Annotated in this window: 24 protein-coding genes and 1 pseudogene; 11 read left to right on the forward strand and 14 right to left on the reverse strand. The window is 70.7% G+C overall.

Annotation, left to right across the window (positions count from 1 at the left end):
• The first annotated feature begins 11 nt into the window (after positions 1–11).
• The 4 genes from galU (at position 12) to bla (ending at position 3,898) form a co-directional block, all read left to right on the forward strand.
• Positions 12–884 (forward strand): UTP--glucose-1-phosphate uridylyltransferase GalU, encoded by an 873-nt coding sequence (gene galU, locus ACH65_RS09555; RefSeq protein WP_049622400.1) that lies wholly within the window; start codon positions 12–14, stop codon positions 882–884.
• Positions 885–1,197: 313 nt separating this feature from the next.
• A complete protein-coding gene (locus ACH65_RS09560; protein WP_049622401.1) occupies positions 1,198–2,487 on the forward strand; it encodes an NAD(P)/FAD-dependent oxidoreductase in 1,290 nt (429 codons plus the stop codon).
• Positions 2,484–2,837, forward strand: a complete 354-nt coding sequence (locus ACH65_RS09565; RefSeq protein WP_049622362.1) for a tRNA-binding protein — start codon at positions 2,484–2,486, stop codon at positions 2,835–2,837. Before ACH65_RS09560 ends, ACH65_RS09565 begins: the two co-directional genes overlap by 4 nt.
• Before the next feature lie 239 nt (positions 2,838–3,076).
• Positions 3,077–3,898, forward strand: coding sequence for a subclass B3 metallo-beta-lactamase (gene bla / locus ACH65_RS09570; RefSeq protein ID WP_237561485.1), 822 nt, complete (start codon positions 3,077–3,079; stop codon positions 3,896–3,898).
• 6 nt (positions 3,899–3,904) lie between these two features.
• On the opposite strand, the gene ACH65_RS09575 is transcribed toward bla, so the two are convergent.
• From ACH65_RS09575 to ACH65_RS09590, 4 genes are all read right to left on the reverse strand, one after another.
• A complete protein-coding gene (locus tag ACH65_RS09575; protein WP_049622363.1) occupies positions 3,905–4,873 on the reverse strand; it encodes an MBL fold metallo-hydrolase in 969 nt (322 codons plus the stop codon).
• 100 nt (positions 4,874–4,973) lie between these two features.
• Complete coding sequence (locus ACH65_RS09580; protein WP_049622364.1) at positions 4,974–5,792, reverse strand: dioxygenase family protein; 819 nt, start codon at positions 5,790–5,792, stop codon at positions 4,974–4,976.
• Between the two features lie 230 nt (positions 5,793–6,022).
• Complete coding sequence (locus ACH65_RS09585; RefSeq protein WP_049622365.1) at positions 6,023–7,207, reverse strand: benzoate/H(+) symporter BenE family transporter; 1,185 nt, start codon at positions 7,205–7,207, stop codon at positions 6,023–6,025.
• Positions 7,208–7,386: 179 nt separating this feature from the next.
• Positions 7,387–7,866 (reverse strand): DUF3574 domain-containing protein, encoded by a 480-nt coding sequence (locus ACH65_RS09590; RefSeq protein ID WP_202594183.1) that lies wholly within the window; start codon positions 7,864–7,866, stop codon positions 7,387–7,389.
• A 172-nt stretch (positions 7,867–8,038) separates the two neighbouring features.
• On the opposite strand from ACH65_RS09590, the gene ACH65_RS09595 reads away from it, so the two are divergent.
• Positions 8,039–8,485 (forward strand): Hsp20/alpha crystallin family protein, encoded by a 447-nt coding sequence (locus ACH65_RS09595; RefSeq protein WP_049622366.1) that lies wholly within the window; start codon positions 8,039–8,041, stop codon positions 8,483–8,485.
• Positions 8,486–8,771: 286 nt separating this feature from the next.
• Here the strand turns inward: ACH65_RS09595 and ACH65_RS09600 are convergent, their stop codons facing one another.
• The 3 genes from ACH65_RS09600 to ACH65_RS09610 form a co-directional block, all read right to left on the reverse strand.
• Positions 8,772–9,215 (reverse strand): host attachment protein, encoded by a 444-nt coding sequence (locus tag ACH65_RS09600; protein ID WP_049622367.1) that lies wholly within the window; start codon positions 9,213–9,215, stop codon positions 8,772–8,774.
• Positions 9,216–9,548: 333 nt separating this feature from the next.
• Positions 9,549–11,690: a TonB-dependent receptor family protein gene (locus ACH65_RS09605; protein ID WP_082190237.1), complete on the reverse strand. Its 2,142-nt coding sequence runs from the start codon at positions 11,688–11,690 to the stop codon at positions 9,549–9,551.
• A 156-nt stretch (positions 11,691–11,846) separates the two neighbouring features.
• Complete coding sequence (locus tag ACH65_RS09610; protein ID WP_049622368.1) at positions 11,847–14,285, reverse strand: membrane-bound PQQ-dependent dehydrogenase, glucose/quinate/shikimate family; 2,439 nt, start codon at positions 14,283–14,285, stop codon at positions 11,847–11,849.
• Between the two features lie 100 nt (positions 14,286–14,385).
• Here ACH65_RS09610 and ACH65_RS09615 point away from each other — a divergent pair, with 100 nt between their 5' ends.
• Positions 14,386–15,297, forward strand: a complete 912-nt coding sequence (locus ACH65_RS09615) for a LysR family transcriptional regulator (RefSeq protein WP_049622369.1) — start codon at positions 14,386–14,388, stop codon at positions 15,295–15,297.
• Between the two features lie 466 nt (positions 15,298–15,763).
• Here the strand turns inward: ACH65_RS09615 and ACH65_RS09620 are convergent, their stop codons facing one another.
• Both ACH65_RS09620 and ACH65_RS09625 read right to left on the reverse strand, forming a co-directional pair.
• Positions 15,764–16,516 carry an aldo/keto reductase gene (locus ACH65_RS09620; RefSeq protein ID WP_082190239.1) on the reverse strand — a complete coding sequence of 251 codons (753 nt, stop codon included), beginning with the start codon at positions 16,514–16,516 and terminating at the stop codon, positions 15,764–15,766.
• Between the two features lie 47 nt (positions 16,517–16,563).
• Positions 16,564–17,019, reverse strand: coding sequence for a fasciclin domain-containing protein (locus ACH65_RS09625; RefSeq protein WP_049622370.1), 456 nt, complete (start codon positions 17,017–17,019; stop codon positions 16,564–16,566).
• A gap of 859 nt (positions 17,020–17,878) precedes the next feature.
• Between ACH65_RS09625 and ACH65_RS19790 the strand changes: the two genes are divergently transcribed.
• Entirely contained in the window at positions 17,879–18,118 is a 240-nt protein-coding gene (locus tag ACH65_RS19790) for a hypothetical protein (protein ID WP_153242545.1), read from the forward strand.
• A 133-nt stretch (positions 18,119–18,251) separates the two neighbouring features.
• Here the strand turns inward: ACH65_RS19790 and ACH65_RS21170 are convergent, their stop codons facing one another.
• Positions 18,252–18,314: a hypothetical protein gene (locus tag ACH65_RS21170; RefSeq protein WP_237561487.1), complete on the reverse strand. Its 63-nt coding sequence runs from the start codon at positions 18,312–18,314 to the stop codon at positions 18,252–18,254.
• 88 nt (positions 18,315–18,402) lie between these two features.
• Positions 18,403–18,993: pseudogene (locus ACH65_RS20805) on the reverse strand (2OG-Fe(II) oxygenase); the annotation flags it as partial.
• 431 nt (positions 18,994–19,424) lie between these two features.
• Here ACH65_RS20805 and ACH65_RS09640 point away from each other — a divergent pair.
• From ACH65_RS09640 to ACH65_RS09650, 3 genes are all read left to right on the forward strand, one after another.
• On the forward strand, positions 19,425–19,622 hold the full coding sequence (locus ACH65_RS09640) for a hypothetical protein (protein WP_049622373.1): 198 nt from the start codon (positions 19,425–19,427) through the stop codon (positions 19,620–19,622).
• Between the two features lie 135 nt (positions 19,623–19,757).
• Positions 19,758–22,055: an FdhF/YdeP family oxidoreductase gene (locus ACH65_RS09645; protein ID WP_049622374.1), complete on the forward strand. Its 2,298-nt coding sequence runs from the start codon at positions 19,758–19,760 to the stop codon at positions 22,053–22,055.
• A gap of 259 nt (positions 22,056–22,314) precedes the next feature.
• Positions 22,315–22,683, forward strand: a complete 369-nt coding sequence (locus ACH65_RS09650) for an HU family DNA-binding protein (RefSeq protein WP_049622375.1) — start codon at positions 22,315–22,317, stop codon at positions 22,681–22,683.
• Positions 22,684–22,890: 207 nt separating this feature from the next.
• Here the strand turns inward: ACH65_RS09650 and ACH65_RS09655 are convergent, their stop codons facing one another.
• On the reverse strand, positions 22,891–23,127 hold the full coding sequence (locus ACH65_RS09655) for a hypothetical protein (RefSeq protein WP_049622376.1): 237 nt from the start codon (positions 23,125–23,127) through the stop codon (positions 22,891–22,893).
• 226 nt (positions 23,128–23,353) lie between these two features.
• Between ACH65_RS09655 and ACH65_RS20570 the strand changes: the two genes are divergently transcribed.
• Positions 23,354–23,521 carry a LiaI-LiaF-like domain-containing protein gene (locus ACH65_RS20570; protein ID WP_049622377.1) on the forward strand — a complete coding sequence of 56 codons (168 nt, stop codon included), beginning with the start codon at positions 23,354–23,356 and terminating at the stop codon, positions 23,519–23,521.
• A gap of 12 nt (positions 23,522–23,533) precedes the next feature.
• Here ACH65_RS20570 and ACH65_RS09665 read toward each other — a convergent pair whose 3' ends face one another.
• Both ACH65_RS09665 and ACH65_RS09670 read right to left on the reverse strand, forming a co-directional pair.
• On the reverse strand, positions 23,534–24,031 hold the full coding sequence (locus ACH65_RS09665) for a DUF2000 domain-containing protein (RefSeq protein WP_082190241.1): 498 nt from the start codon (positions 24,029–24,031) through the stop codon (positions 23,534–23,536).
• 221 nt (positions 24,032–24,252) lie between these two features.
• On the reverse strand, positions 24,253–25,500 hold the full coding sequence (locus tag ACH65_RS09670; RefSeq protein WP_049622378.1) for a DUF4785 domain-containing protein: 1,248 nt from the start codon (positions 25,498–25,500) through the stop codon (positions 24,253–24,255).

Below are 25,500 nucleotides of genomic sequence, written 5' to 3' on the forward strand. Positions count from 1 at the left end.
GAGAAAGATTGGTGAGCAAGCCCCTGCGCAAAGTGGTGTTTCCGGTGGCCGGCCTCGGCACGCGCTTCCTGCCCGCGACCAAGGTGGTGGCCAAGGAAATGCTGCCGGTGCTCGACCGCCCGCTGATCCAGTACGCCGTGGACGAGGCGGTGGAGGCCGGCGCCGATACCCTGGTGTTCGTCACCAACCGCTACAAGCACGCCATCGCCGACTACTTCGACAAGGCCTACGAGCTGGAGGCGAAGCTGCAGGAGAAGGGCAAGGACGAGCTGCTCAAGCTGGTGCAGGGCACCTTGCCCAAGCACGTGCGTGCGATCTTCGTCACCCAGCCCGAGGCGCTCGGCCTCGGCCACGCCGTGCTGTGCGCCAAGCCGGTGGTGGGCGACGAGCCCTTCGGCGTGATCCTGCCCGACGACCTGATCTGGCATACCGCCAAGGGCGCGCTGCGCCAGATGGCGGAACTGGGGCAGGCCGAAGAGGCCGGGGTGATCGCGGTGGAGGAAGTGCCGGCGGACGAGACGGACAAGTACGGCGTGGTCGACGCCACGCCGGTGGACGAGCGCAGCGCGCGCATCCGCCACATGGTGGAGAAGCCCAAGCCGGCCGAAGCGCCCTCCAACCTCGCCGTGGTCGGCCGCTACGTGCTGCCGGGGCGCATCTTCGAGCTGCTGGAGGCGACCACGCCGGGTGCCGGCGGCGAGATCCAGCTCACCGACGCCATCGAGGCGCTGCTCAAGGAGCAGGGCAAGGTGCTGGCCTACCGCTTCGAGGGCACGCGCTTCGATTGCGGCAACAAGGCCGGCCTGGTGCGCGCCACCATGCACATGGCGATGCAGGATCCCAAGCTGGCGCCGGTGGTGCGGGAGTTCGCGGGCAAGCTCTGACCGCGGCCGATGCGACAGGGGCCGGCCTCGTCGAGGCCGGCCTTTTTTGTTTTGCGCAGTGGGTTTGTTTGCACAGCGGGCCGTGGCCCTCTTGCATGGCGGCCGTCGTGTCCGTTTGCGTCTGATCGACCGATGCGCGTCGGGCTCGGCCTGCATCTGCCGATGTGTCCCGCTCCTTGGCGGCCGGCGCCTTGGCAGGGAGGCGAAGAAGCAGAGTGGGCGGCTGATCGTCATCAGCAGTCGGCCCGATCCACCCACCTGGCGCTATGCTGGGGCCGTCTCCCCCGTTATTGCGCACGCCACCACCGTGATCATGCAGCCGCCGGCGGACGAGTCCTACTACCGCGCCACCGCCGCACCCTATGAACCCTACGTGCCGCTTCGCGGCAGCCATGAGGCGCGCGTGGCGATCGTCGGCGGCGGCTTCGCGGGGCTCAATACCGCCCTGGGGCTGGCCGAACGCGGCTGGCCGGACGTGGCGGTGCTCGAACGCGAGCGGATCGGCCACGGTGCCTCCGGACGCAACGGTGGTTTCGTGTTCGCCGGCTACTCGCTGGGCGAGCAGGCCTTGCTCGCCCAGCGCGGCGAAGCGCAGGCGCATGCCCTGTTCGGGCTCACCGTCGAGGGCGTGCATCGCATCCGCCGGCGCATCGCCGAGTACGGCATCGCCTGCGGCGCGGTCGATGCCGGCGTGATCTGGGCCAACTGGTTCCGCGACCCAGAGGTGCTGCGCCGGCGCCAGCGGCTGCTGGCCGAACGCTATGGCGTGGCCTGGGAGTGGCTGCCGGAGGCGCAGCTGCGCGAGATGGTGCGCAGCGCGCGCTACCACGACGGCTTGTTCGAGCGTGATGCGCTGCACCTGCACCCACTCGACTACGCGCTCGGCCTGGCGCAGGCTGCGGCGGCGCGCGGCGTGCGCCTGCACGAGCACAGCGGCGTGCGGCGGCTCAAGCGCGAGGGCGCGCACTGGCGCATCGAGACGGCCGAGGGCACGCTGCGCGCCGAGCAGGTGGTACTGGCCTGCGGCGGCTATCTCGCCGGGCTGGAGCGGCGCATCGACCGCGCGGTGCTGCCCATCGCCACCTACGTGGTGGTCACCGAGCCGCTAAACGAGCGCCTGGAGGCGTGCCTTGCCACGCGCGCCGCGGTCTACGACACGCGCTTCGCCTTCGACTATTACCGGCCGCTGCCCGATACGCGGCTGCTGTGGGGCGGGCGCGTCTCCATCCGCGAGCGCTCGCCGCAGGCGGTGCGGCGCCTGCTCCGACGCGATTTGCTGCGCGTGTTTCCCCAGCTCGAAGGCGTGCGGATCGATTACGCCTGGTCCGGCCTGATGAGCTACGCGCGGCACCTGATGCCGCAGCTCGGCGGGCGCGGGAACGGCCTGTGGTGGGCGCAGGCCTTCGGCGGGCACGGCTTGAGCTCCACCTGCGCCGCGGGCGAGCTGCTGGCGGCGGCGATCGTCGAAGGCGACGAGGGCTGGCGGCAGTTCGCCGCCTACGGCCTGGAGAGCGCCTGGCGCCCGTTCGGCTTCCTCGCCGCGCAGGCCGGCTACTGGCGCGCCGAATTCAACGATTGGCTGAAGACGAGACTGGAAGGATGAGCGAACCGAACAAGGACTACGGCGAGATCGGCTGGGACGATTTCGAGAAGGTGCTGATCGTCGCCGGCACGGTGACGCGGGTGGAGGCCTTTCCCGAGGCGCGCAAGCCGGCCTGGAAGGTGTGGGCCGACTTCGGCCCCTATGGCGAACGCAAGACCAGCGCGCAGATCGCCGCGCTCTACCGGCCCGAGGACCTGCTCGGCCGGCAGATCGTCGGCGTGATCAATTTTCCGGAGAAGCAGATCGGGCCGTTCCGCTCGCAGTTTCTGCTGACCGGCTTTCCCACCGGCGAGGGCGTGGTGATCACCCGCCCGGAACGCGCGGTGCCCAACGGCACGCGCCTGGCCTGACGGCGGCTGCGCCGCGCGGTGACTCTGTCCCGCGCGGCTGCGTGTGCCAAAGGGTCGATGTGGCCCATGCCGTGTGGTGCGATGTCCAAAAACTTCCGCGTGATCACGTGCCCGCGATTCGCCCGCGGCGCGCCATGCCGGCCGCCACCGCGGCCGCTAGCCTTGGAGTGCTTTCCATCGAGGCATTCCCGCATGAGTCGCACGATCCGTCTGCTTGGCCTGGGTGCCGTGCTCTGCCTGTGGCAGCCGTTCGCCCAGGCGCACCTTCCAGCTGGACCCAGCCGCACACGCCCTTCCGCCTCTACGGCAACACCTGGTACGTGGGCACACAGGGGCTCTCGGCCATCCTCGTCACCTCGCCGCAGGGGCATGTGCTGATCGACGGCACGGCGACGGAGAACGCGGCGATGATCGAGGCCAACATCCGCGCGCTCGGCTTCCGCGTGGAGGACGTCCGGCTGATCCTCGACTCGCATGCCCATGCCGATCATGCCGGCGCGATCGCCCGGCTCGCCAAGGACAGCGGCGCCGTGGTGGGCGCGAGCGTGGCCGGCGCCAAGGCGATCGAAGCGGGCGGCGACGATCCGGACGATCCGCAACACGGCGAGGCGCCGCGGTTTCCGGCGGCGGCCGGGGTGCGGCGCATCGCCGACGGCGAGCGGGTGCAGGTCGGGCCGCTCGCGCTGACCGCGCACTACACGCCGGGCCACACGCCGGGCAGCACCAGCTGGACCTGGCAGTCGTGCGAGCGGGGGCGCTGCCTTGCCATGGTCTATGCCGACAGCCTCACGCCGCTCAGCCGCGAGGGTTTCCGCTATGGCGACGACGCCCGCCGCGTGGCCGGCTTCCGGCAGGCGATCAAGGCCGTGGCCGGGCTGCCTTGCGACATCCTGATGACCCCGCACCCCGACGCCAACGGCCTGCTCGACCGGGCTGCGGCCCGCGACCGCGGGACGCAGCCGGATCCGCTGGTCGACCGCGAAGCCTGCCGGCGCTATGCGGCCAGGAACGCGGCCGCGCTCGATGAGCGGCTGGCGAAGGAGCATTCGCCGCCGCGGTGAGCGCCTTCAGCGGACCGCGTTCTGCGCCTGCGCGTTGCCGTCGCTGTGCGCCTCGCGGTCGAGCCACACCTCCAGCCCCTGCGTGTTGAGCTCGATGTCCATGCCGAGCAGTTCCTTCAGCCGCTTGCGGCCGCCGCTCCAGCCGTGCGCGGCGGCGCGGGCGCCGTAGTAGTCGGTGAGCGCGTCGGACAGCCAGGCGTGGCGGTCGCGCTTGCTGGCCGCGGCGTGTGCGAAGGCCACCATGGCGTCGATCTGTTCGTGCAGGTCGCCGGCGAGCCGCTGCACCGGTTCCACGCGGCCGTAGTGGGTGGGATACACGGCTTCGGGTTCGAGCGCCGCCAGCCGGTCGATCGAGGCGTGCAGGGCGACCGGGTCGAACTGCACCGGCGAGGTGGTCGGCAGGACGAAGGGGCCCTTGGCGGTGTCCAGTTCGCGGTAGGAGAGGCCGAAGGTGTCGCCGGTGAAGCACACCTTCGCCCGCGCGTCGTGCACGCTGAGGTGGTGGCGGGCGTGGCCGGGCGTGTCGAGGCAGCGCAGCGGCCGGCCGGCCAGGTCGATCACGTGGCCGTCCGCCGCTTCCACCACGCGCCCGGCGGGCACCGGGCGCAGCCGTCCGTAGGTGTGTTCCATGGTCGCCTCGCCATACACCGCGCTGGCGCCGGCCCACAGCTGCGAGGGGTCGATCATGTGCCGCGCCCCGCGCGGATGCACCGCCAGCTTCGCCTGCGGCAGCCGCGCCAGCAGCTCGCCGGCGCCGCCTGCGTGGTCGAGGTGCACGTGGGTGAGGATCAGCCAGTCCACATCCGCCGGCGCCAGGCCGGCCCCGGCCAGGGCCTCCAGCAGGCGCAGCACCGAATGGTTGGTGCCGCAGTCGATGAAGGCGCCGCGGCCGCGCTCGACCACCAGGTAGGCCGCGTCGAACTGCGGGCGGACGAAGCCGGTGTCGATGGTGTGGATGCCGTGCGGGGAGTCCATGGCAAGCCCTCGCCATTTGGGGATGGCGGGAGCCTAGCAAGGCGCCGCACGGCGATCTGTTCCACCTTGGTCGAGCGCGGCCGGTTGCCGCAGCGCCGGCTCAGCGCGATGGCGCGGCCGCGCCCGGCAGGCCCCAGCCGTAGGACTCCATCGACAGCACGCCGTAGGTGATGCCGCCCTCGATCACCTCGGCCGCCTCGCCGTCGCGGCTGGCGCCGAGCGCGACCAGCAGCGGCAGGAAATGTTCCTCGGTGGGATGGGCGCGCTCGGCGGCGGGTGCCAGGTGCCGGTAGTCGCGCAGGCGCAGCGCGTCGTGCGCCAGCACCGCCTCGCGCACCCAGCGCGTGAAGTCGCGGGCATACGGCGCCTCGCTGTGGGCGCCGATCTCGTACAGGTTGTGCGTGAGGCTGCCGGAGCCGACGATCAGCACGCCGCGTCCGCGCAGCGGCGCCAGCGCCCGGCCGAGGCGCAGCGCGCCGGCGGTGTCGAGATCGTGCGGCAGGGAAACCTGGAACACCGGCACGCGCGCGGCGGGCAGGAGGTGCAGCAGCGGCACCCAGGCGCCGTGGTCGCGGCCGCGCGCCGCATCCGGCGTTACCGCGAAGCCGGCCTCGGCCAGCAGCGCGGCCGCTTCGCGCGCCAGTTCCGGCGCGCCGGGCGCGGGGTATTGCAGCGCGTACAGCGGCTCGGGGAAGCCGCCGAAGTCGTGCACGGTCGAGGGCACCTGCGCCGTCATCACCTTCACGCCGCGGGTGCTCCAGTGCGGCGACACCACCAGTACGGCGCGGAGGCCGTCGAGCCGCCGCCCCAGCGCGGCCAGGCGCGGGCCGAGTTCGCCCGGATCGAGCGCGAAGGTGGGCGCCCCGTGCGAGACGAACAGGACGGGGGCGGTCGAGGGCGCGGCGGCGGTCGAATCCATGCGTGCAATCTAAGGCCGGCGGCCGTGGCGATAAACGCACGGTGGGGAGACGCAGTGTTGCCTGGAACGGACAGCGGCGCGTGGGCCGTGCCCGCGCAGCGGGGTTGTGCACGCCGTTGGGAGCGGCGAACGGAACCGTCGCCGCCTGCGAAGCCGAGGCGTGGCCCGGGGCCGCACTCCCACGCCACGAATGGGGCGGGGAGTCGCGCTCGTGGACTGCGAGCCGGCCCTCAGGCCGCGCGCGCCGCCTGCCGGCGGAACTTCATCACGCCCATCGTCGCCAGCCCGCCCACCAGCCCCCAGAACGCCGAGCCGATGCCGCCGAGGGTGAGGCCCGACGCGGTGACGAGGAAGGTGACCAGGGCGGCCTCGCGGTCCTGTTCCTTCGCCACCGCGGTGGCGAGGCCGTTGCCGATGGTGCCGAACAGCGCGATGCCGGCAATGGCCATCACCAGCTCACGCGGCAGCGCGGCGAACAGCGCCGCCACGGTGGCGCCGAACAGGCCGATCAGGATGTAGAACGCGCCGGCGGCGACCGCGGCCACATAGCGGCGGCGGTGGTCCTCGTGCGCCTCGTGGCCCATGCAGATGGCGGCGGTGATCGCGGCGAGGTTGAGCGCGTAGGCGCCGAACGGCGCCAGCAGCAGGGTGGCGAGGCCGGTCCAGCCGATCAGCGGCGAGGTGGGCGTGTCGCCGTAGCCGTGCGCGCGCAGGATCGCCACGCCCGGCACGTTCTGCGAGGCCATCGTCACCACGAACAGCGGCAGCGCCGCGCCGACGATCGCGGCGAGGGAGAAGTGCGGCATCACGAACACCGGCGAGGCCATCGCCAGGTGCAGGTGCTCCGCGTGCAGCGAGCCCTGCGCTGCGGCCACCAGCAGGCCGATCGCCAGCGTGACCATCACCGCGTAGCGTGGCAGCCAGCGCCGCGCCAGCAGCCAGCCGGCGAACATGGCGAGCACCAGCGCGAGGCGATGCTGCATGGCCACGAACACGTCCAGCCCGAAGCGCAGCAGCACGCCGGCCAGCATGCCCGAGGCCAGCGCCACCGGCAGCTTGCCCATGGCGCGCTCGAACCAGCCGCTGAAGCCGAACACGGTGAGCAGCACCGCGCTCACCACGAAGGCGCCGACCACGTCGGCCAGCGGCAGCCCGGCCACGCTGGTGATCAGCATCGCCGCGCCCGGCGTGGACCACGCCGTCACCACCGGCACCCGGTAGCGCAGCGACAGGCCGATGCAGGTGAGGCCCATGCCGAGGCCGAGCGCCCACATCCACGAAGCTGTTTCCGCCTCCGAGGCGCCGGCCGCGTGCGCGGCCTGGAACACGATCACCGCCGAGCTGGTGAAGCCCACCAGCACCGCCACGAAGCCCGCCACCACGGCGGAGAAGGAAAAGTCGCGCAGCAGCGACATCGGCGCATCCCCTCAAGATCGAACGCAACCGTGCGAGCATGCCGCAGTGGCGGATGCTGCGCCAGCACAAGCATGCAGCTATCGACGGCGACGGAGATCCCCGCGGGGCGTTGTGCGTAGCGATAGTGCGATGGCGTCGCGCGTCGCGCCTGATCGACGCCCCGCCGCCGCGCCGGAGGTCAGAACGACACGCACGCCGCCGAGCGCACGCGCAGCACCGCCTCCTGCTCGTAGCGCCGCTTGTAGGTCTCGGCGATCTCCACGATGGCGGCGTCGCTGGCCGCGTCGTCCGCATGCACCAGGGTCAGCACGTAGGAAGGCTCGCGCCCGATCACGCCCTTGGCGTTGCGCCACTGGCCGTCGGCCGCCGTCACGGTGAGCCCCTGCGGGAAGCGCGGCGTCACGGTGTCGTCCAGGAAGGCGCGCCAGCGTTCCGGCGTGACGTCGCCGTGCGGCGTGTGGATGCCGAAGTACAGCACGTCCTGCACCTGGACCTGCAGGCCGGCCTTGCAGGCGCCGCCGGAGGCGCCGGGCGCAGGCAGGTGCGCGCAGGCGGCGAGCGAGAAGGCGAGCAGGGCGAGGGCGGGCGGGCGGAAGGCGGAGATCGGCATGGCGGTCCGGTACTGGCAGTGGATGTCGCACACGAGTGTGCCCGGCATCGCGGGCGGCCGACAGGGGGCGGCGGCGCCGTGCGGTGCGTCGAGACGCCGCGCCCGGCGCGGCGTATCCTTAAGCGAGGTCCCGCCTTCGGGGTCGCCGGGGCGGGTGTGGCACGGCAGCCTTGCCGTGCGGCATGGGGCAAGGCTGCAACCGTCAGCGGAGGTAATCCCCATGGCAACACTGGCACGCTGGAATCCGTTCAAGTCGGTCGTCCGCATGGACCCGATGACCACCTTCGACGACCTGATCCGCGGCATGGCCGCGCGCCCGCTGTGGCGCGAGATGGAATCCGCCTCGGACATGCGCCTGGACGTCACCGAGGACGACGGTGCATTCCATGTCCTGGCCGACATCCCCGGCGTCGGGAAGAACGACATCGAGGTCTCGGTCGAAGGCAACCAGGTGGCGATCAGCGCCGAGATCAGGCGCGAGCAGCAGAGTCCCAACGACCAGAAGGAACTCTGCGCCGAGCGCTATTACGGCCGCATCTATCGCAGCTTCACCTTGCCCGCGGACCTGGACAACGAGCGGGCGGACGCACACTACGAAAACGGCGTACTGAGCCTCACCCTGCCGAAGAAGCACAACGGCGGCACGCGCCGGATCACCGTGAGCTGAAACGGCGGCGAGGGCCTGGCCGTGCAGGCGTAGAGGCGCGTAGCGCCGTGGTGCCCATTGCCGATGTTGCGTGCTGACGCAGCGTCGTCGACGGCGGGCCATTTCCAGCGTGCGTGGGGTGGCGCGCACGAGGGAGAAGCGCGTGCCGTTCGTTGACGGCAGGCGTCGCGGTATGGCGGCTCCTCCGCGCACCGTGGCGTCAGCGCGTCGCGGCCATGACAGGCAACCGCGGGCGCGATTTTTTAGCGTGCGGACCGTCGCCGTGGCGGCGGTCCGCACGCCGGTTTCAGTGCAGCAGCCGACGCGGCAGCCGCTCCAGGATCTCCGGCGTGGGCAGGGCGGTGAAGTTGCGCCGCACTTCGCCGACCACGCGGCCGAGCAGGGGCTTGCCGATGCAGCCGTGCAGCGCGCCGAGGAAGCGCGCCGGCGCCACCAGCACGAGCCGCTCGTAGAGGCGGTCGAGCCGGCCGCGTTCGAGCGCCGCGCTTAAGGTCCGCGCGAAGCGTTCGGTGCTCTTCTCCCGCAGCGTGGTGTGCGGCTCGATCGCATGGCGGGCGCCGCCCACGCTTTCGTCGACGCGCGGCGGGCGCTCGGTGACCAGTTCGCGGCCGGGCAGGCGGCCGTCGGGATTGGCGAAACAGGCCACTTCGCTCAGCGTGCGTCCGGGCGGCTCGCAGGCGAACAGGCGCGCGCGGCCGCCATCGGCCACCAGAATCCAGGTATTCCTCATGTCGGCCTCCTGCCCCGGGCGTGGGGCTGGCTCCCTTCGGCGCCTGCGGCCGCCGCCGGCGAGGGCGCCGGTGCGCCGGAGGTGGCGCGGCCCGATCCGATCCGATCCGATCCGGGCTACGCCGTGGCCGCCGGAGGATGTGCTCGATGCCCACTCTAGCGCGCCCGCGTGGCGTGGCGGTGACGAACGCTAGGGGCCGCGCTCGCGATGCCGGGATAGCGGCCGCCGGTGCATGGCAGAGTCCAGTCGAGCCGGCGGCGGCCGGGGCACGCACGAGCCCGCTTCTGCCGAGCCGTGCCGATGGCGTGCGCGTCGCCACCGGCACGCGCCCGGTCAGAACGTCAGCTCGGCGCCCAGCATGACGCTGCGGCCCGGGCCCGGCTCGAAGTAGCGGCCGTTGCCGTCGTTGACGATCACCGAGCCCACGTAGCGGCGGTCGAGGAGGTTGTCCACGCGCGCGCTCAGCCGCAGCGTGGCCGGCGCCAGGTTGAACACGTAGGCGGCGTCCACGCCGGTCAGTAGGTAGCCGGCGGCGTAGGCGGTGTTGGCGTCGTTCACCGGCGTCTTGCCCGCGCCGCTCAGCTCCAGCCCCTGCTGCCAGCCGAAGCGGCCGCCGTGCTCCAGGCGCAGCGAGCCGTAGCTGCCGGGCACGCCGGGCAGGTCGTTGCCCGCGCGCACCGGCTGGCCGCTGCTGGCGTAGCCCTGGCGGAAGGTGGCCTGCAGGTGGGTGTAGGCGGCGATCAGCCGCGTGTCGCCGCCCAGGTCGCCGGTGAAGGACAACTCATAGCCCTGCCGGCGCGTGTTGCCCAGGTTCTGGTAGGTGGCGCGCCCGTCGAGGGTGGCGTACACCGCCAGTTCGCCGCGGGTGTTGGTGCGGAACACCGCAGCGTCCAGCTCCACCGCGCTGCTCGGCTGCCACTTCGCGCCCAGCTCGTAGTTCTGGCTGCGCGCGGGGCGCAGGTTGAAGGCGAGGCCGGGCTCGCCGTCGGCGCGGTAGCCCAGCTCGTTGTAGGTCGGCGTCTCGAAGCCCTTGCCGTAGCTGGCGTGGAAGCGCAGCGCGTCGGTGGCGCGGAACTGCAGGCCGGCCACCGGCGTGGTGGCGCCGTAGCTCACATGGCCGCTGTCGTCGGGGTTGCCGGCGGTGATGTAGTGGTCGCGCTCCTTGAAGCGCACGGCGTCGTGGCGCGCGCCCAGCAGCATCGTCCAGCGGTCGGCGAGGTGCCAGTACCACTGCGCGTACTGGTCGAGGTTGTAGACGTTGTCGTCCTCGTTGCGGCGCAGGCGGCCGCGCACGCCCAGTTCGCTGCCGATGAAGTTCTCGTAGCCCTTGCGGCGCTGGTCCTGGTTGTCGTAGCTGGCGCCGAGCACCCATTCGTACGGGCGTCCGGCCAGCTCGCCGCGGTGCGTCCAGCGCGCGTCCAGGCCTTCGTAGTCGGTGACCGGGTAGACCACGCCGCCCGCGTGCTTGGGATTGCGCTGCGGCGCCTGCGGGATCGACAGGTACTGGATGATGCTGCGGCGGCCGCCGTAGGCGGTGAAGCGCAGGTCGTCGCTGGTCCCCAGCGACTGCTCGTACACGGCGCCGAGCTGGGTCTGGTGGGCGGCCTTGCGGGTGTCGTACTGCGTCGCCAGCGGCGCCTGGCGGCGATCGGCCTTGTACTGCGCGGCGGTGAGGCCCAGCGGGTCCTGCGCGTGCGGCAGCGCCATGCTGTTGAGCACCAGGGTGAGCTTGCCGGACTCGCCCACCGGGATGCCGAACTTGGCGTTGAGCGAGTCGCGCATCGCGCGCGAGTGGTCGCGGTAGCCGTCGGTCTGGAAGTGGCTCACACCCACGTTGTAGCTGACGCCGCCGAGCTTGCCGCTGGTGCCAAGGTGGGTGGAGAAGGTGCCGTAGCTGCCGCCGTACACGCCGATGCGCGTCACCGGCGTGTCGCCGCCCTCGGCCGTGGTCACTTCCACCACGCCGCCGGAGGAGTTGCCGTACAGCGCCGAGAACGGCCCGCGCAGCACCTCGATGCGCTCGGCGGTGGCGAGGTTGATCTGCGAGATCTGACCCTGGCCGTCGGGCAGGGTGCCGGGGATGCCGTCGGTGTACACGCGCACGCCGCGCACGCCGAAGGTGGAGCGGGCGCCGAAGCCGCGCAGCGTGAGCTGCGCGTCCTGCGCGTAGTTCTGGCGGTCGCGCACCAGCACGCCGGGCACGCCCACCAGGGCCTCGGACAGGTTCACGCCGGGCTTGCCGCCGTGGCTCGGGTCGAGCTCGACGTCGCTGATCGAGGCGGGGATGTCGAATGGCGGTATATCCATCCGGATGGCCGAAACCTGTACCGGCGCGAGATCCTTGGCCTGCGGCCCGGGCGGCGGTGTTTGCGCGGGGGCATCGGCGGCGGCGGCGCCGCCGGCGAGCGATGCGCCCAGCGCCAGCCACAGCGCGCGGCTCAGCGGCCGGTGGCGGTTCTTGTTGTTTGCGGACATAGCTTCCTCGTTGCCATCCCGTGCCGCCGCGGCGGGCGGGATGCGTAAAGCGGAGAGGGTGGCGGTCCCTCCAAATCAAAGACGGCTCCGACCCGGCCAGGGATCGGAGCCGTTTTCCTGTCGCCGGCCTGCCCTAGCGGCAGCCGGCATCGGTGCTTACTTGCCGGCTTCGTCGGGCAGCGCGTAGGCCATGATGTAGTCGCCCGAGCGGGTGCCCAGGCCACCATGGCCGCCGGCGGCGATCAGCACGTACTGCTTGCCGTTCACCTCGTACGACATCGGCGTGGCCTGGCCGCCGGCCGGCAGCCGCGCCTGCCACAGCGTCTTGCCGTTGGCCAGGTCGATGGCACGCAGGTAGTCGTCCGCGGTGGCGCCGATGAAGACCAGGCCGCCCTTGGTGACGATGTTGCCGCCGATATTGTACATGCCGGTCGGCAGCGGCAGATTGTTGTGGGTGCGGAACGGCCCGGTGTCGCGGGTGGTGCCGATCGGGCGCTGCCACACGATCTTCTTGCTGACCAGGTCGATCGCGGTGAGCGTGCCCCAGATCGGGCCCTTGCACGGCACGCCCAGCGGGTTCAGCCACGGCGAGGTGTGCGCCACGTACGGCGTGCCGAACATCGGCGACACGCCCAGGCCCGCGTCGCCCTTGGTGGGCGGCTCGTTGCCGCTGCCGTCCCAGTGCGGCACGATCACGCCGCCGTTCACCAGGTTGTCGCGCTTGTCCATGGTGATGCGGAAGGGCAGGTAGCTGGCGTTGGCGATCAGCAGCTTGCGGCTGGGATCGATGGTGGCGCCCTGCCAGTCCACGATGCCGTAGAAGGCCGGGTACACGATGGTGGGCTTGCCCAGGTGCGGCGGGGTGAACTGGCCGTCATAGGCGGAGTCGCGGAACTGGATGCGGCAGATCAGCTGGTCCAGCGGGGTGGCGCCCCACATGTCGGTTTCCTTCAGGTCGGGCGGGGTCAGCGAGGGCAGGCCCGCGGCGAACGGCTGGGTCGGCGAGACATGGTCGCCCGGCAGCACGCCGTCGGTCGGCACCTTGCGCTCCTCCACCGGGTAGCCGGGCACCAGCTGGCCGGTGCGGCGGTCGAGCACGAAGAACTCGCCGCGCTTGTTCGACTGCACCAGCGCCGGAATGCTCTGGCCGTCCGGGCCGGGCAGGTCGACCAGCGAGGGGCCGATCGGCACGTCCATGTCCCACAGGTCGTGGTGCACGGTCTGGAAGGTCCAGCGGCGCTCGCCGGTGGCGATGTCCAGCGCGATGGTGGCGCTGGAGGTGGCGTCGTCGAACGGCCGGCGCGTGCCGCCGTAGTTGTCCGGCGGCGCATTGCCGGTGGGGATGTAGATCAGGCCCAGCTTGGGGTCGGCCGTGTACACGCCCCAGGCGTTGGGGGTGTCCTTGGTGAGTGTCTCGCCCGGACCAGGGTTCCAGTTCTCCGGCGTGTGGCCGGCGTCCCACGACCACACCATCTTGCCGGTGATGGGGTCGAACGCGCGCACCGCGCCGGAGGGCTCGAAGTTGGCCTGGTTGTCGAAGATCCAGCCGCCCAGCACCACGCGGTCGTTGGCCACCAGCGGCGGCGAGGTGATGAAGTGGAAGCCGCCGGGGATGTGGCCCATGTGCTCGCGCAGCGAGATGAAGCCGTGCTCGCCGAAGTCCTCGCACGGCTGGCCGGTCTGCGCGTTGAGCGCCATCACGCGCACGTCGGCCACCGGCGAGATGATGCGCTCGGGGCAGCTGGTGGCCACGTTGGCCGGCGCCTTGTAGTACGACACGCCGCGGCAGGCGAGGTATACGTTGGCGTCGAGGTCGGCCTTGTTCGGCTTGGGGTCGTACTTCCACTTGATCTTGCCGGTGGCCGCGTCCATCGCCACCACCCAGCTGTGCGGGGTGCACATGTACAGCGTGTCGCCGACCTTGAGCGGCGTCACCTCGAGGTTGAACTCATGGCCGCTGTCAGGGCCGAGCGAGACGTCCTCGCCCGCCTGCTGGGTGTCGCCGGTGCGCGTCTGCCAGGCGAGCTTGAGGTTCTTCACGTTGACTGGCGTGATCTGCGCCAGCGGCGAGTAGCGGTCGCCGTGGGCGGTGCGGCCGTAGAAGGCCCAGTCGCCGTCGCTCACCGAGTCGTCGTGCTGGTCGGCCACCGGCGCGGTGGTGTCGGCGGAGCCCTGCACGCCGTACGGTCGGAACGCGGAGGCGCCGAGCACCAGCACCGCCAGCGCCGTGGCCGCCGCCAGCGCGAGGCTGGCCGGGCGCTGCAACGGCAACAGCTTGCGCCGCACCCACGGCAGCAGCAGCCACACGCCGAGCACGACCGGCATCACCAGCCGCACTTCCAGCGACCACAGGTCGAGGCCCACCTCGGCCAGCGACCAGGCCACGGTGCCCAGCAGCACGAGCGCGTAGAGCCAGTAGGCGAGCCGCTTGCGGGCCCAGGTCAAAAGGCCCGCGGCGAGGATGCCCAGGCCCGCCAGCAGGTAGTACCAGGAGCCGTCCAGCGTCGCCAGGCGGATACCGCCGACGGCCATGAACAGGCCGATCAGCACGAAGGCGAGACCGGTGATCACCGGTCTTGCGCGGAAGAATTGCATCGCAGTGGCCTCTGTTGGGATGAAGCGGAGGCGCGCAGCTTGCTGCGACAAGTTGCCACTGTCTAATATATGAATGATGAGTGTTGCCAACGAAAAATATATGACGTTGCGCTACCTCCGCTATTTCGTGGTGATCGCGGAGGAGCTGCACCTGACCCGCGCCGCCGAGCGCCTGCAGATGGCGCAGCCGCCGCTCAGCCAGCAGTTGCGCAAGCTCGAGCAACACGTCGGCACGCCGCTGTTCCGCCGTTACGCGCGCGGGCTGGAGCTGACCGCGGCGGGGCGCTCGCTGTACCGCGATGCGGTGCACATCCTGGAACTCTCCCAGCGCGCCACCGACAAGGCGCGCAGCATCGGCGCGGGACTGGGCGGGCGCATCGTGGTCGGCTTCTGCAGCTCCACCGTGTTCGAGCAGCGCCTGGCGGAACTGATCCGCGACTACCGCGCGCAGTATCCCGAGGTGACCCTGTCGCCGGTGGAGGACAGCTCCGTGCGCCTGGTGGAGCGCCTGCGCGAGGGCGAGCTGGACGCCGCCGTGATCCGCCTGCCGTGCGCGGGCATCGACGACTTCGCGCGGCAGGACGTGCTGTCGGAAGACATGCTCCTGGCCCTGCCGCCGGGCCACCGGCTGGAGCGGCGCAAGACCATCGCGCTCGAAGAGATGGCCGACGAGGCGCTGATCGTCTTCCCGCGCGCCACCGCGCCCTCGCTGCACGACGCCATCATCGCCAGCTGCCAGCAGGCCGGCTTCTCGCCGCGGCTCTCGCAGGAATCCTCGCAGGTGCCCTCGGCCATCAACCTGGTTGCTGCCGGCTTCGGCTACGCCATCGTGCCGCCGTCCATCCGCCACATCCGCGGCGAAGACGTGAGCTACCACTCGATCCGCCACGGGCGCATCCGCACCCACGTCACCCTGCTGCACCGCAAGGGCGGGCACGACCAGGCGGTGCTCAACCTGGCCGCGCTGATCAAGGGCAGCGCCGGCACCGGCCGCGCCGCCCGCCGGGCCTAGCGCATCGACTCGTGTGCAAGCGCTTGTGCAAAATGCTTGACGCAGCTTGACGCCTCCTCCTGTCTGCAGGGGATGGCCGGGAGGGAGTGAACCTTCGCCCCGAGGCTCAGGGGCAAGAGTTCATGCCTCCCCCTGCGGGCCTGATTAGCGTTGAATCTCAGCGGGTCTTTGCGAGCGCCTTGCCATGGCCTCACTTCCCCAGGCCGAATCCTTCTCCCCTCGGGAGAAGGTGCCGGCAGGCGGATGAGGGTTCGGCCGGAGCACAGCCCTTCGCTCCGCCCGAACCCTCACCCCCAAACCCCTCACCCGTCGGGAGCGGGGCTTCACGTCGCTGCATCGACAGCCTTTGCCACGTGCGCAGGCCATCGCTGAGATTCAACGCCAATCAGGCCATGCGGGTGCGGGCAGAGGAGGGAGCCGGGCACCGACTGGCTCCAAAAAGCCACCGCGCCGGAGGCCGTTTCGCTCACGGCACCGGATGCCCCTTGCTGGCCGTCCAGATCGCATACCAGTCTTCCGCCTCCAGCGTCACGTCCAGCGCGGCGGTAGCCTCGCGCAGTCCCTCGATGCGGCCGGTGCCGGTGATCGGGTGCGGGCGCGAGGGATGGCGCAGTACCCAGGCGAAGGCGGGCGTGGCGAGGCCGATGCCGTAGCGCGCGGCGATGGCCGTCATCTCGGCACGCACGCGCAGTGCCTGCGCGTCGTCGCCGGTGAACAGGCGGCCGCCGCCGAGCGGCGACCACACCATCGGGCGCAGGCCGAGCTGCTTGGCCTGGTCCAGCGTGCCGTTGTCCAGTGCATCCATCCGCAGCGGCGACAGTTCGAGCTGGTTGGTCTGCAACGGGTAATGCCGGTGCAGCAGCTCGAACTGGCTGCGGCTGTGGTTGGACACGCCCCAGTGGCCCACCTTGCCCTCGCGGGTGAGCGCGGCGAAGGTGCCGGCGAGCGCGGCGGCGTCCATCAGGTAATCGGGCCGGTGGATCAGCACCAGGTCCAGCCGTTCGGTGTGCAGGTGGCGCAGCGACTGCTCCACCTGCGCGCGCACGTACGCCGCGGAGGTGTCGTAGTGGTTGACGCGGTACGGGCGCTGCGCCTCGAGGACGCAGCTTCCGACCGGCGCTGATCCATCGGCAGCGTCGTGAAAAGGGGATGCCGGACGCGCGTGGTGCCTGGTGCCGCCTGCGAAGCTTGCCGCGCAACGAAAAAGTGGCGAGGGCATGCCTTCGCCACGATCCCCGCGCACGCATCGCCATGCGTGGCGATGGCTTAGTGTCTGCTGGCCAGCTTGGGAGGCTGGATCACGGCGTCGATGGCGTGGATGACGCCGTTGCTGGACGGGATATCCACGCCGACCAAGTGCGCCCCGTCGATGCTGATCTGCTCGCCCTCTTTCTTGATGTCGGCCGAGTGGCCTTGCAGCATCCTCGGGTGCGTCATGGTGCCGATGTCCGCCGATGACGCATAGCCGCGCAGCACGTGGTACTTGAGCACGGAAAGCAGCTCCGCCTTGTTCTGCGGTTTCAGCCAGTTCTCAAGGGTGCCGTTCGGCAGCCTGCCGAAGGCTTCGTCGGTCGGCGCGAACACGGTATAGGGCCCGGTGCCTTGCAGCACGTGGGTCAGCTCTGCGGCATCCAGTGCCTTGCGCAGCGTGGTGAAGGAGCCATGGGCGGCGGCGGTGGCGATGAGATCGGTGGCCGGAAGCTGGGTGACGGGCTTGTTCATGGGTTGCCTATGCGTAGAGATCCGCAGTTGCAGATCCTGGGCGGCCGAAACCGCAACCCCGGTATTGCGCGGGGAAGTTCTCAGTGGCGTTAGGGAGAGAACCGCAAAGCTGAGGCGCCGAACAACGGAGAACATTCGAGACGCCAAGCGACTATGCGCGGGATGGTGTTATGCCGGTGTAACGCACGGCGCGGCCATGATCCAAAGAGCGACGCGGCTCTCAGAGCCTGTTCAAAGTCTCTCGCACCTGCACCTGCAGGGGAGGGTTGGGGAGGCGCCAAGCCGCGTCAACGGCAAGACTTTGAACAGGCTCTAACGCCGGACACGTGGCGGCCCGCAAGGCTCTTGCAGGTGCGCCGTGGCCGGCCCGCAAACACTGCCGTCACCGCCATTACAACCATCTAATGCCCAAGCGCGCACATTGGTTGCAGGGGTAAACACGTTCGTTGCAAGTCGACGAGCGACGAAGCATTGCCGAGGACATGATCATGACCGCTCACGCCACATCGCTGTCTCGCGCCCCCCCGCTGTTCAAGGTGTGGCTGGAGCGCGTCATCCGCACCGCCCGCCACATGAGGCTCATCGAGCCGGCTCCCGTGCCCGCCCCCCTGACACGCAGGCAGGAGTTGATGATGGCCCAGGATCAGAGGACGGCCGAGGAGCGCGCACGAAGGCTCGCGCTTCTACGCCAGGTCAGGAATCCAGGCCGGTTTTGACCGTTACCTTTAGGAATGGGCTGCATCGTCATGCAGCCTCGTCCAGCCATCTGTCCGAAGCGATGGTGTGTCTCCTCACGGCAATGCGGTGGCGCCGCCCCCTTTGAACCATCGCGGCCAAGGCCGCCAAAGAGCATGCGCGCATGTCGGCAATCATCGTAGAGACGTGGACGGACGGCCCGAACGCAGCGGGCCAGTGGCGTGGTCGCTGGCATCTGTCCAGCGAAGGCGAAACCATTCGCGGTCGATTCGGCGTCACGCCGCATTGGTATGGCCTGGAGAGCGATGCGCACAGCGCGGCCGCCGATATGGCGAACGCGGATCGCCGGAATTTGCCCGATAGGGCGCGCGTTCTCGGATTCCACCGCAGGCCGGATGCGTGAACAGGAGGGCGCCGCCACGATTCCACGATGCGTAGACTTCGACCGGCTGCATGCGCGGACGGCCACGTGCTGCGGGGCATGAGGCACCGTTGAGCTTCGTTGTCCCATGTCACGGAGGAAGGCTCGCTCCTGCTCAAGGGGCATCGTGGAAGATGATGCCCAGCGTATGGCGCTGTCCGTCGCGCAACGTGCTCACGCCATGCCGCAGATTGACGCGATGGATGCTCCCGGCCGCTCCGCAGGGGGCGGTGGTGCACGGCGAAGACCACGGCGTCGCCCTGGCGCAGCGGCACCACCTGCGGCCGCGACTGCATGCGGGGGCGCTGCTCGGTCAGCACGAATTCGCCGCCGCTGAAGTCCCGCTCCGGCTCGGACAGCAGAATCGCCAGTTGCAGCGGAAACACGTGCTCGCCGTAGAGGTCCTGGTGCAGGCGGTTGTAGTCGCCCGGCCGGTAACGCAGCAGCAGGGGCGTGGGGCGCCGCTGGCCCGCACGGTGGCAGCGGGCCATGAAGCCCGCGTGCGCGGCCGGGTGGCGCACGTCGATGCCCATGGCCGCGTTCCGGGCATCGGCGAGCGGCGCCAGATGCGGGTAGACGGCCGCGCGCAGGTCTTCGACGAGATCGGGCAGCGGGTAGCGAAAGTACTGGTACTCGCCGCGGCCGAAGCCGTGGCGTGCCATCACCACGCGGCGGCGGAAGTGTTCGTCGTGGTCGTAGAGCGCGGCGAGGGCGTCGCATTCGGCCGGGCGCAGCAGGGCGGGGAGCAGGACATAGCCGTTGCCGTCCAGGGCGGCGAGGAGGCGCGGCCAGTCGTAGCCGTCCAGGCGCGCAGCCATCGACGTCGTCGGGAGCGCCGCTTGTGGCCGTGCATTCATCGCCGTGCAACGCGCCGTGGGCGCTTCATAAGCAGGATTTATCACAGCTCAATCGCCATGGTTTGTCAGGCGTTGCCGCCGCTGGCAAAACTTGGGGCCGCATGCATCCCGTTCGGCTGTTTGCTTGCCGGAGAGACCTGCGGCCCAAGGCCCTGCCGGCAAGCCCGTGGGACCGGAGCGGGTGGCCGGGAGTGCTGGCGGGCATGGCTCCGGCAAGAACGCACCGATGGACGCTCGCCGGGCAACTACGACCGCCTGCTCGATTTCAGCAGGGCGGTGACGGGCACGCTGTTCTTCGCGCCCTCGGCGACCTTCCTCGCCAACGTGCCGGCGAAGGCCGCCGTTCCGGCGGCGGCCGGCGCCCCCGCCCCCGAGGCGGAGGCGGTCGACGAGTAAAAAAGCGCGACCCACCAACCGGGGTGTTTCCAGCCATGCAGGCATTCGATTTCTACATCAACCCGAAGAAACCGACGCTCGGTCTTTACGTGCGAAAGGGCGCGGGCCTGCCGGATCTCGCCGAGGCGAGCCCGTGGCAGCTGGAAGGCCAGGTCTGGGCGAACGAACTGCCGCCCGCGGTGTTGCAGGGACTTGAAGCCAACGGGCACACCTTCCAGGAATTGGGCGGTTAGCCGTCCAAACGCGCCACACGGGCCGCGACCTGCCGGTGACGGCGCGCGGGCCGGCCGCCGCCGCGGAACGGGGGCGCAGCCGACCGGCGCATCCGGGACGCGGACACCTCAAAAAAACTTGCCGGAGGACATCGCATGGCCAAAGAAGACGAGAAGATTCCCGGGGTCAAACCCTACGCCGGCTCCGCCGGCGGCTGGGGCGCCCTCGGCGCCGTGGCGCGCGCGCTCAAGGGGCAGATGGCCGTTGCGGAGGACGTGCGCACCCTCATGCGGGTGAACCAGCCGTGGGGGTTCGACTGCCCGGGCTGCGCGTGGCCGGACCCCAGGCACAGCTCCTCGTTCGAGTTCTGCGAGAACGGCGCCAAGGCGGTGTCGTGGGAGGCGACCAGCAAGCGCACCACGCCGGAATTCTTCGCCCGGCACACCGTTTCCGAGCTGTGGACATGGTCGGACTACGCCCTGGAAAACGAGGGCCGCCTGACCCACCCGATGGCCTACGATCACGCCACGGACCGCTACGTGCCCATCGCATGGGCCGACGCCTTCATGCGCATCGGCCAGGTCCTGCGCGGCTATGCCGACCCGAACGTGGTCGAGTTCTACACCTCGGGCAGGACTTCGAACGAAGCCGCGTTCCTGTATCAGCTGTTCGTGCGGGAATACGGGACCAACAACTTCCCCGACTGCTCGAACATGTGCCACGAGGCGACGAGCGTGGGGTTGCCCGTGTCGATCGGCGTGGGCAAGGGCACGGTGACCCTGGAAGACTTCGATCACTGCGATGCGATCTTCTCGATCGGCCACAACCCCGGCACCAATCACCCGCGCATGCTGGCGACGCTGCGCGAGGCCTCCAGGCGGGGCGTACCGATCGTGGTCTTCAATCCGCTGAAGGAACGCGGGCTGGAGCGCTTCGCCGCGCCGCAGGACCCGCTGGAGATGTTGACGCTCGGTTCGACCCCGATCGCCTCGACCTACTACCAGGTGAAGGTGGGCGGCGACGTGGCGGTGCTCAAAGGCATGATGAAGGCGCTGCTTGCCATGGACGCCGAGGACCTCGCCTCCGGCGGCCCGGGGCTGCTCGACCGCGGCTTCATCGCCGGGCACACCACCGGCTTCGAGGCGCTGGAGGCCGACCTCGCCGCGGTGTCCTGGGACACCATCGAGACCCATTCCGGCCTGACCGAGGCGGACATCACGGCCGCGGCCAAGGTCTATGCCTCGGCCAAGAACGTCATCCTCTGCTACGGCATGGGCATCACCCAGCATCGGCATGGCACGTCCAACGTGCAGCAGCTGGCCAACCTGCTGCTGCTGCGCGGGAACATCGGCCGTCCCGGCGCCGGCATCTGCCCGTTGCGCGGCCACTCCAACGTGCAGGGCGACCGCACGGTCGGCATCACCGAGATTCCCTCGCAGGGGCTGCTGCAGGCCATCGAGCGCAGCTTCGGCTTCCGGCCTCCGCAGGCGAAAGGGCACAACGCGGTGGAGGCGCTCCAGGCCATCATCGAGGGGCACGCCAAGGCCCTGGTCTGCCTTGGCGGCAACCTGGCCGTCGCCATGTCCGACCCGGAGGCGGTGTTCCCCGGCATGCGCAAGCTGGACCTGGCCGTGCACGTGGCCACCAAGTTGAACCGCTCCCACCTGCTGGTGGGGCGCGAGTCCATCATCCTGCCGTGCCTGGGCCGGGCCGAGCGCGACATGCAGGAGGCCGGGCCCCAGGCCGTCACGGTCGAGGATTCGATGTCGATGGTGCACGCCTCGCGGGGCACCTTGCGCCCGGCCTCCGAGCAGCTGCGCTCGGAGCCGGCCATCGTCGCCGGCATCGCGCTGGAGACGCTGCCGCAGAGCAAGGTGGACTGGACCTGGCTGATCGCCGACTACGCACGCATCCGCGACAAGATCGAGGCCGTGTTTCCCGACTTCTACCGCTTCAACGAGCGCGTCGCCGTACCGGGCGGCTTCCGGCTGGACGTGCCGGCGTCGAGGCGCGAATGGCGCACCGCGACCGGCAAGGCCAATTTCCTGGTGTGCGCCGGTCTCGAGGAGGATTCGCGCACCAGCGGCTCGAACGTGCTCCGGCTGGCGACCATCCGCAGCCACGACCAGTACAACACGACGATCTACGGCCTGAACGACCGCTACCGCGGCATCACCGGCCGCCGCGACATCGTCTTCGTGAACCCGGGGGACCTCGAGGCGCTGGGGCTGGCGCACGGCGACCTCGTCGACGTCGAAGCCGTGCCCGAGGTTCCCGGCGGTGCGCCCCGGGTGCTCCCGCGCCAGACCGTCGTGGCCTACGAGATCGCGCCGGGCTCCGCCGCCGCCTACTACCCGGAGGCCAACGGGCTCGTCGCGCTCGACCGGTACGACGCGCAGAGCGGAACGCCGTCCTACAAATCCATCCCGGTGGTCATTCGCCGGGCGCTTTGAAGCGAGGTCGTTTTGCGGCCTGGGGCGGGCGTCTTCAGGCGCCCCGAGTCACCATGAGCCGGCGGCGAGGGCGCGGCGCCGGCCTGCATCGCGGGGGCGCCGGCGGGCGTGAAACGCATCACGCCCGTCCATGCCGGCGGCCGCCGGCCGCGCCGATGATGCTTTGCCGCGCGCACGGAGCCTCGCTTTCCCCTACATTTCAAGAGCCGAAAGGCGTCGCCCGTCCAGGGCGGTCCATTTCATCCACACGGACATACACATGGCCACAAAAGCTGCAGTCAAGAAGGCGCCTGCCAAGGCGAGCCCCACCGTCAAGCCGATCAAGGACGCGCTGACCAAGTCTGCGCTGGTTTCGCGCCTGGCCGAGCAGGCCAGCGTGGAGGCCAAGCACGTCAAGGCGGTGCTGGCCGCGCTCGAGCACACGGTGCTGGGGGCGATCCACAAGAAGGGCGCGGGGCAGTTCACCTTGCCGGGCCTCTTCAAGATCAACGCGATCCAGGTACCGGCCAAGCCCAAGCGCAAGGGCAAGAACCCCTTCACGGGCGAAGAGCAGGTGTTCGCCGCGAAGCCGGCGACGGTGAAGGTCAAGGTGCGTCCGCTCAAGAAGCTCAAGGACGCGGCGCTCTGACCGGCCGGATGCGGCCTGCCCGGGGCGATCCGGGCGGGCCGCATCGATTTTTGGGGGAGGGCGGCACGCCGTCTCTCCTATTGCGGGTGCGGTGGACATATCTGGACGTATAGACGTCCATGGGTGATTGCCTCGCGCCGTGCACGACGTGCCGGGCGCGCCGGCGAGGCGCACGCGGCAAGGATGCGCCCGGCAGCCGGCGAGGTTTCAGCCGTTGTGGTCGACCAGCCCGTCCACGCCGGCCTTGCGCGCGCAGAACGCGCAGCAATAGACATGCTCGCCGTGTTCCACGCCGTGCCCGATCACCGGGCAGTGGCAGGACTGGCAACGCGGCGCCAGTGCCTGGATGGCGCACTCGAAGGCGTCGAACACGTGCTCGCGCCCGTGCATGAAGACGATGAAGGTGTTCGCGTAGCTGTTGCCGCAGACTTCGCAGGTGGCCATGGCTCGCTCCCGTCGGTGGTTCGCCGGTGCTGCACCGCGTGCGCGCGGTACGTTCCGCGGGCAAGTAGACGCCATGCCGGGTCGTCGCGGCGTCGAAGCCGCCAAGGCTCCGGGGCAGGGTTGTCCGGAGCTGTCCCGGCGAATGCCGCGGGTCATGCGCGGCATGGATTGACGCGCTGCGGCCGGCCACGCAGAGTGCCCGCATCGCACATCCACGAGGCAGTCGATGAAACCCAGCGTTCCTGGCCTGATCCTGGTCGCGGTCGGCGTACTGTTCCTGCTGCGCAACTTCGGCATCAACCTGCACCTGGGCGAACTGTTCGCCACCTGGTGGCCGGCGGTGCTGATCGCGGTGGGCATCGGCATGATGGTCGGCCGCAAGCCGCGCGGCTGAGCGGCGCGGCCGCTAGCGGAGCAGCCCCAGCGAGCCGGTGAGCGAGCGGACCCAGCGGGAGGGGCCGGCAAGCCCCAGGCCTTCCATGGGCTCGGCCAGGACGTCCCGGTTCGCCAGTTCGCGCTCGTAGGCGGCGTAGTCGTGGATGCTGCGCGCGAAGCGGGGGAACGGGACGACGCAGGCCCCCTCGGGGATGGGGTGAGCCTTGCCCAGCAAAGCCCCGATCACGGCCGTCGTGCCGCGCAGGATGGGCACCGGGCGATTGGCGCTGGTGCGGAGGGTGCAGCCCTGCGCATCCGGCGCCAGGCCGCCGGCCAGTCCCGGCATCGCGGCGCCGAGGCCGATCGAGATGGTCGCCACCGTGTTCGCCAGCAGGCCGGGAGGCAGGTCGGGATCGACCACGATCACCACGCGGATGTCGGGGGCCGCGGCTTCGGCAGCTCCGGGCGCGCGGCCTGTCGGAAGTTCGGGCCGGTGCGCGTGGTCGGGCGCGAAGTCGTCGGGTTGCATGGCGGTCCTGTGAAAGCGGGGCAGGCCGCGCAGCGTAGTCCAGGCGTCGAGCAATAGGGTTGCGTGTTGCCGCGGGAAACCGGCGCGCGACGACGCATTGTTGCGGGGTGTGCTGGATGCGGTAGCGGAGCTTCGCCGGTTGCCTTGAGCCGGCGGCGTCCCTGATCGGCACGTGCGCCGATCAGGGACACCTTCCGGAAGCGGGCGCCTGCCTGGCGCGCTCAGAGTCCGAAGCGCATCGCCAAGCCTCGCCGCTCCAGCGTGCTCACCGCCGACTGGTCCTGCAGGCGCAGGTCGTGCAGTTCGTAGGGCGGGGCGATGTCGCGCACGCTCGAAGGGTCGAAGCGCAGCGCCAGCGGCTGCGTGCCGGCCGGCAGCACGGCCGCGGCCTGCGCGTAGGCGCCGGCGCGCAGGCGGCCGTCGCGGTCGCGGCCGTAGAGCACGCCGGAGACGGCGTAGCGGCTGCCTGCCGCGGCCTCGATGCCGAGCGTGACCTGCACGCCGCCGTCGGCCAGCCGTTGCGGCTGGGCGCGGCCGGTGAAGCGGGCGCTGGGCGCCGCCACGGCCAGTACCGTGGTGCCGTCGCGGCGCACGGCGTGGCCGTCCGCGTCGGTGCCCAGGGTGAAGCTCTGCACTTCCCACAGGCCGCCGGGCTGGCTCGATGCCGCCTGCGGCGAAACCTCGGCGGCGTAGCGGCCGTCGCCGAGCGGGCGGTAGCGCAGCGGCACCGAACTGCCGTCGGGCGCGAGCAGGAAGCCGCCGGCGGCGGTGATCGGCCGGCGGCCGGCGTCGTCGCGCAGGTCGAGCTCGACGGTGGCTGTCTCGCCCGCGAGCAGGCTCGCGTGGTCGGCGCGCGCGGAGAGGCTGGTGCGGCTCTGCGGCTCCAGCACCTGTACCAGGTAGCGTCCGCTGGCGCCCTCGACCTGCAACGTGGCGGCGCCGCTGCCGAGTTCGGGCTTGAGCTGCAGGGCCAGGCTGCCGGCCGGCACCGCCATGCCCGCCGCCTGCAGGGCCGGCGCGTCGGCGATATGCAGGCTGGCGGCGTCGGCGCGCAGGCTGCGGCCGCCCAGGTGCAGTTGGATGCGCGCCGGGTCGAGCCGGCCGGCCTGCGTGTCGCTGGCGCTCAGCCGGATCACCGCGCCGGGTGCGCTGAGCGGCAGGTCGACGCCCTGCTTAAGTTCCGTGGCGGAGGTGTCGAAGGCATAGCCTCGGCTGGGGCGGGAGAACGGCTCGGGCGTGGAAACCACTGCGGCGTCCGCGGCCAGCGGCCAGCTGACCTGGATCGGCTGCGATTCGCGGTGTACCCGCGGGCGGGCCGGGCCCGGCGCGACGGTGCTGCGTGCCGACTGCGCCAGCAGGGCGTGCGGTACCAGGTCATCGGCCTGCGCCGGCAGCAGGGTCTGCGCGTGGGCGAGCGCGGGCAGGGCGAACGCGCACAGCGCGGCGAGGGAGAAGGGGTGCAGGCGCAT

Origin of the sequence: Frateuria defendens, from assembly GCF_001182895.1 — a bacterium.
Lineage (GTDB): Bacteria > Pseudomonadota > Gammaproteobacteria > Xanthomonadales > Rhodanobacteraceae > Frateuria_B > Frateuria_B defendens.

Excerpts from the sequence above, each read along its gene's own strand:
- ACH65_RS09565 (WP_049622362.1), top strand. The coding sequence starts at position 2,484 with ATGAGCGAACCGAACAAGGACTACGGCGAGATCGGCTGGGACGATTTC.
- ACH65_RS09610 (WP_049622368.1), bottom strand. The coding sequence starts at position 14,285 with ATGCAATTCTTCCGCGCAAGACCGGTGATCACCGGTCTCGCCTTCGTG.
- ACH65_RS09595 (WP_049622366.1), top strand. The coding sequence starts at position 8,039 with ATGGCAACACTGGCACGCTGGAATCCGTTCAAGTCGGTCGTCCGCATG.
- ACH65_RS09585 (WP_049622365.1), bottom strand. The coding sequence starts at position 7,207 with ATGTCGCTGCTGCGCGACTTTTCCTTCTCCGCCGTGGTGGCGGGCTTC.
- ACH65_RS09590 (WP_202594183.1), bottom strand. The coding sequence starts at position 7,866 with ATGCCGGGCACACTCGTGTGCGACATCCACTGCCAGTACCGGACCGCC.
- ACH65_RS09605 (WP_082190237.1), bottom strand. The coding sequence starts at position 11,690 with ATGTCCGCAAACAACAAGAACCGCCACCGGCCGCTGAGCCGCGCGCTG.
- ACH65_RS09625 (WP_049622370.1), bottom strand. The coding sequence starts at position 17,019 with ATGAACAAGCCCGTCACCCAGCTTCCGGCCACCGATCTCATCGCCACC.
- ACH65_RS09655 (WP_049622376.1), bottom strand. The coding sequence starts at position 23,127 with ATGGCCACCTGCGAAGTCTGCGGCAACAGCTACGCGAACACCTTCATC.
- ACH65_RS09575 (WP_049622363.1), bottom strand. The coding sequence starts at position 4,873 with ATGGACTCCCCGCACGGCATCCACACCATCGACACCGGCTTCGTCCGC.
- ACH65_RS09620 (WP_082190239.1), bottom strand. The coding sequence starts at position 16,516 with ATGCCCTCGCCACTTTTTCGTTGCGCGGCAAGCTTCGCAGGCGGCACC.
- ACH65_RS09560 (WP_049622401.1), top strand. The coding sequence starts at position 1,198 with ATGCAGCCGCCGGCGGACGAGTCCTACTACCGCGCCACCGCCGCACCC.
- ACH65_RS20570 (WP_049622377.1), top strand. The coding sequence starts at position 23,354 with ATGAAACCCAGCGTTCCTGGCCTGATCCTGGTCGCGGTCGGCGTACTG.
- ACH65_RS09645 (WP_049622374.1), top strand. The coding sequence starts at position 19,758 with ATGGCCAAAGAAGACGAGAAGATTCCCGGGGTCAAACCCTACGCCGGC.
- ACH65_RS09580 (WP_049622364.1), bottom strand. The coding sequence starts at position 5,792 with ATGGATTCGACCGCCGCCGCGCCCTCGACCGCCCCCGTCCTGTTCGTC.
- ACH65_RS09615 (WP_049622369.1), top strand. The coding sequence starts at position 14,386 with ATGACGTTGCGCTACCTCCGCTATTTCGTGGTGATCGCGGAGGAGCTG.
- ACH65_RS19790 (WP_153242545.1), top strand. The coding sequence starts at position 17,879 with ATGTCGGCAATCATCGTAGAGACGTGGACGGACGGCCCGAACGCAGCG.
- ACH65_RS09650 (WP_049622375.1), top strand. The coding sequence starts at position 22,315 with ATGGCCACAAAAGCTGCAGTCAAGAAGGCGCCTGCCAAGGCGAGCCCC.
- ACH65_RS09670 (WP_049622378.1), bottom strand. The coding sequence starts at position 25,500 with ATGCGCCTGCACCCCTTCTCCCTCGCCGCGCTGTGCGCGTTCGCCCTG.
- ACH65_RS09665 (WP_082190241.1), bottom strand. The coding sequence starts at position 24,031 with ATGCAACCCGACGACTTCGCGCCCGACCACGCGCACCGGCCCGAACTT.
- ACH65_RS09600 (WP_049622367.1), bottom strand. The coding sequence starts at position 9,215 with ATGAGGAATACCTGGATTCTGGTGGCCGATGGCGGCCGCGCGCGCCTG.
- ACH65_RS09640 (WP_049622373.1), top strand. The coding sequence starts at position 19,425 with ATGCAGGCATTCGATTTCTACATCAACCCGAAGAAACCGACGCTCGGT.